The following is a 5,940-nucleotide window of genomic DNA, read 5'->3' on the forward strand; positions in this document are numbered from 1 at the left end:
AAGGGAGGTCATTAATAATCTATCGAAATTGATAATACATGATCATAAAAAATTTAATTCTATAATAATTAGATAACGATAAATAATAATAAATTGAAATTCCATAACTTCATCAGGAAATTTTTTTAGGTGTAAACTTTCGTAAGATTACAAACCCACCGTAAACTTTCGTAATCTGCGTAAACTTTCGTAAACTTTCGTAAATTTTCGTAAATTTTCGTAAGTTTTCGTAAGTTTTTGCCTGATTTTTTTAGTTAAAAATTTTAAATTTTTGGAATTACGATATCTCGGCCAATATCGATCCAATTGATATGAAATTACTACCATTCGAATCGTCTCAATGAGACGATTCCATCAAGAAAGAATATAAAGGATAATGAAGAATTGGAATGTAGTGCAATAGAGTACTTGAATAGAGTTATTTTACAAACTCCACAATCACCATATACCCTAAAAAAAAGAGAGTGATTTGCTTCGAAACTTTCATGTTCAAAATTTAAATTGGCAAATATAATAAATATGATTTAATTATCAATTTCGTTTATAAATGTTTGAAATTATATGCGTGTAAAAGTAACATTTTTAATAACTATTCTGATTCGTAATTTTAAAGTTGCATGTGATAATAATTATAATCGACTTTGAATCTTAGAATTTATATTTAAAATTGACGATTACTTTTTACAGTGCTGAAAAGCAAATCTCAAATGGTACTAGTTTAATTAAAGTCAATTTTTTTTCAATGAATAAAAATACAAATAAAATATAAATTAGAAATGATTCTTTACATAATACAGTTGAAGTTTGATTTCTTCGAAGAGTATATAATTGGGAGGCTCTTCTTCTGTTAATAAACTAAAAAATTACTTCCAGAGTTCCAGGTTTAAAATACAAAATCGAAGGAGCGAAAAATGGTATGTATATTATTATTTATTTTATTATTATATTATTTTTATAAAAAAAATATAATTAATTTTTAGAAATTCACGAAACTCAAATTATTGGACCTATTTTTATTTTTATTAGTTAAAATGTTTTTTTAATTTTTATAAATGTAAAAATTTTGAATGATTATTCAGATTTAATTATCTGCGAAGTCAAATTGAACAATGTAAAAAATGTTGATTTATTTTACTATAGAGTTTATGAAAAATTATTCGTAATCGCTCCTTGCACGAACGTTCTGAATGAAAAGGGCTCCGTTTTTCAAATCATTAAACAATTATATCATATCTCATATTGTCGAATTATTGATTAACCTAAATGCAATACAATATTTGAACTTGCATAAAATTAAAATAATTAAATAAAAAAATTGATACATACTCCTCGCATTAACCAAAAAATTCAACATCAAATAAGGCATTGATTAATGTCCAAGTGATCAATGCACTATTGATAAGTATGCAGCATATATATACAATCTATTTAATACATAATACTAAATATAATGAATAGGAGATAAATTATTGTTTTTGAAAGTTAATAATGCAATAAATACTATTGATTAAAATTTTATATTAATAACTAATTGTTGAATCAACCCGTCCTTCGACCTTCGCGACATAGCAATAAGAAAAATTATTTCGGTTTAATAAAAATATATTTGGTAAAGTTTATAAGGCCTTATGTAACTTGTGTATACTATATATGGTACCGGTTTGAAGATCATAAAATCGATCATTTTCCGAAAATTACCCGATGAGAAATATACTTTTACACGCCGATTTTTGTAAAGGGCAGGAAATGAGATACGTGCACCAAAATGATAGAAAATGTAAAACAGAAATCGAGCTACAAGGGAAATTAATTTCGAGAATGAATTTGCGTTGGTTAAGGGGATATCCTCGTTCAAAGTTGAACTTCGAGAAAATTCAATAAAATTTGGTGTTGACTCTTTAACAAAATTACAAACAATCGTACATAGTGAATTAATCTGAAAATTATATATTACTTTCTTCGATTTACGTGCTATAAGATTTTCCAATATGAATTGGAATGGTCTGTTGGATGTCGAGTAATCCTTGTTTGAAATTGTCAATATTTTCGCCGGGTAATTTTCGGAAAATGATCGATTTTGTGATCGACAATCCTAACGCTAATACTAAAATGGCAGAAGCTTAAGGCATTATGTTAAAAAAAATCCCGAAACATGCACGAAGAAATGCGCCTACTGACCAAACCATCTTTCTTTCTATAATTAAAAAAAAAATATTTTTTTAGTTTACATATGTTAAAAACAAGTTCGAAATACATCGAAAGAAACTGATGATGTTAAATCGGTTGTTAAACTCGTTTAATTATCGTTAATTTCATTTATTTTTAACAGTTTGACATATGTTTCTTTCACCAATAATCTTTGAGAACCAAAGGAAGATACAAGAAATCCTTTTAAATGACTAAAACCATAATCAACAATTATACGATCTTCCAATATTCCAACTTTATTCCTTTCAAGATTTGCTTTTCCAGACTGAAGAGTATTTAAATAATTATTTAACTGCTTAAATCCTTCGTCCATATATTCTTGAACCCGGACTAATTTATATTGATTTTCATCCTTACACCAATATTTGTAATTTCTATTCATTAAACATTCATCTGATTCATTTTTCAATTTCTTATCTAAATTTTCTAATTGTTTGAAATCGGGATTACTTTCCCATTTTCTATTAATTAAACCGTTATACAATCCTAATATATTAAATAACTTTAGTTCTAGAATAGCACTATTACCAACACCATCACATAAAAATACATCTGCAAACCCGCATTTATGATGATGATTTCTTTTATACCCAGTAATTAGTCTCATTTCAGATATAAATGAATTTGGAGATAACATTACTTCAATTGCCGTATGAAAGCATAACTCTTTGTAGTCTCGAAATGACCTTAAGGGTTTAGTTTTATGATAATCAAGGACCTTGTTTATAAGATTCTTAATTCCACCATATACTATATCGTCGCACTAAAAAATATATATATAAATGTACATTGAATAATTAATAAAATATAATATTAAAATAAAATTTATACTATTAGTAGATTTATTCAGATAATAAATGAATTCAAAATCTACAGTCTAACAACTGATTTAGATTCATAACGGTACAGCAAACACTGCGATCTCAAGAGAATTCAAGATCCTGCTATGAGAATTAAATATAATTGTTTCATCACAAATATAAAAACATATTTATTTTTTCTCAATAAATACCTGCTTAGACTGTGTAATAGCTCTTTTTAGCTTTGTAATTTTTTCATTTTCATTATTATTAATTGCTAAAAATATCCTTATTATTATAAGTTATGGAATAATAAAATATTTAAAAGAAATAATCAGTTATAAATACCTTTCTTGCTTTTACTTCTTAATTTACATATCGCGAGAGCAGGGAAATATTCCAATCCATTATTTAATAAGTCTTTTTGTTTACAGATAAGGAAACTTGTTCCACAAAATTTACTTTTATTTAAATTCTTACAATTGTCTTTATCTAAATGTAATTCAAGAAAGTCTTGACGGGCAAAAAAATCGAATAATTCTTGAGTATTGAAACACTCTATTGCTTTTAAAATATCCATTATCGCAATAATAATTTTTAAAAATTGTGGAGTTGAAAAAAATTGGTTTATATAGTGGTATATTATATCTAAAAAACGTTTACATTACCTATTAAAAGTAATACAACCATGCACCGATCACGTTGATCAAGGTATCGCCAGCGGATGAATTGTAATACATCAATAATAGGTAATACTAAGCATTGCTAAGTAAAACTACTATTTCCTGCATGATCTCCGGAGAGAATCAAGGCTCCATCAAGCAATGCCCGGAGAAAAATTCCCCGAGCGCCATTTTCATCTCGATCCATTACAGTAAATAAAGCAATTATTCACCATTCACGTCGACGTCGACATCGGAATCGGAATCGGAAATGTGGTCGCTTCTGCTTTTCTTCCAAGTAAAAAATCGTTCCAACTTTGATTTGTAATTTTGATAAAATATGTTACAGGAATCTTCACTAATTGGTAAACGCCAGTAGGTAATCTATCAGCAAATGCTTTAAACCGAAGGGAACCTTTTAAATTTTTTTGAATTTCAATACAAAAATCCTCTCCAAATGCATTACACAATATACCGAGATCGTAAAAAGTAAGTAATAGTTTTTCTCCGCCACTGACAAAGCAATGATTATAAAATTCTACAATTAAGCTTTTCGTTTCTTTGTTATTTTCCGGAATCTTAACAAGCTTGTTTGATATTGATATTTCTTCATGATTCTTAAATTTTTGGAAGTCCGTTTCGATAGCTTTCAAATAGTCTACTTTCTTTTTATTATTTTTTTTTTTAAAGTCAAATCCAGCAAGTTTAATTATCTTTAAATAATCTTCGTCGGAATCTACCCAAATTTCTTTTAATCCTTCGGTTTTTTTAACTAACACTCTTTTATTAATTATACAATATTTTTCGAAAATTAAAAAAGAGTTATGCGTATTAATCGAAATATTGCTCAAATTTGATATAACTCTTCTAACGTTAGGTTCTAAATCCATAATAAGAAAAACGACAAAAAAAATAAATTGGATCAAAGAAGAAAAAGCGATATACAAAGAAAAAATTGGGAAGTAATGAAAAAAAGAAAATATAAAGGAGACAAGCTTTTTATAAAAAAAAAAATACACATGACGCGTTGATGATCATCACGTGCTGCATAAACATTAATTTTTGGTATAACGATAACATACCTAAATCAAAATAGACCAATAAAAATGATGTCGACACCAAATTTCATATACTTCTTCATAAAAATTTAACTGGTGACTATTATAGTCCATCGTCATACAATTTTTCATCAAATCTATGCCAGGGACGATTAAAAATGGCAAAATATGTCATCATAGAACTAAACTCTCAGAAGAATTTTGCAGAAAAGAATTTATTGAACCTACAGAAGAATTGGAAAAAGTTGTATTTGTTCCTGACGTAAGGTCGGGACTGATCACGACGTATGGTAACGTTTATTTCGTATTTACGCATTCATTTCAGAATATTTCGACTCAGACAACTCACAATGCACATATATTACTATATTAGAAGAATTTACTCGGAAAATTCAAAAACATTTGTCGTGATTTGGAACCCGTCATCACGTAAGGTCGGGATCATGATCACGACGTACGGTAACGTTTATTTCGAATCTCTTCGATTTTTTTCGCATTTATTTCAGAATATTTCGACTAAGACGACTCACAATGCTCCCCGTGTATATGAAGTTTAAAAAACTCGAGAAATTTGTATAAAATTATAAAAAAAATAATACTTAGCTTTTATGTTTACGTTATGTCGTTAAATTCGTAAAAAACTATCTATTAAAAAAAACGTTAATACAACATTTTACAAAAACGAAAAATAAGCAAAAAAAAGAGAAAAAGAAAAAGAGAGAGAGAGAATTAGCAATCATTTTCAATTCAACGACATTTATATATATAAACACAACTCTGATTATGTAACACGCATCAATTAAATTTTAATTTGATATTAAATATAACGATAAACTTTTACTGCGCGATATACTGTGAATTTAGATCCCGTTACGTAAAATTTTACGATAATTTTTGATTGTATTACGTAACATTTGTTTCACTCTCCAAACCTTTTTTTTTCTGTTGTTTCTTTGATAAGATGAATGAATTGTCCTTGAAACTGATTTTTTAAATACTTTTACAATTCTCGTTTCTAATCGATCCAGGGAAAATTGAATGAGAAAAAACGTTGAAAGGTGAATGTCAAGAATCCTGGAGATGTCACTTGTGCCTTAAATGAGAAGATAAAATAATTTCTAATCAATCCTAACGCTAACGCTAAGGAAAAGTATTTTTGGTTGACATAAGTATTACATAATCGATTATTTTATAACAAATTTGAAAAATAAT

General features: G+C 27.4%; 2 protein-coding genes. Both read right to left on the reverse strand.

Translation table 11 applies throughout. The features are described 5' to 3' along the window. Window positions 1-2,296: 2,296 nt before the first annotated feature. A complete protein-coding gene (locus DMG62_00070; protein PYY25045.1) occupies window positions 2,297-2,815 on the reverse strand; it encodes a hypothetical protein in 519 nt (172 codons plus the stop codon). A 1,091-nt stretch (window positions 2,816-3,906) separates the two neighbouring features. Continuing rightward, window positions 3,907-4,689, reverse strand: coding sequence for a hypothetical protein (locus tag DMG62_00075; protein ID PYY25046.1), 783 nt, complete (start codon window positions 4,687-4,689; stop codon window positions 3,907-3,909). Window positions 4,690-5,940 lie beyond the last annotated feature (1,251 nt).

The organism is Acidobacteriota bacterium, assembly GCA_003225175.1.
Lineage (GTDB): Bacteria > Acidobacteriota > Terriglobia > Terriglobales > Acidobacteriaceae > Gp1-AA112.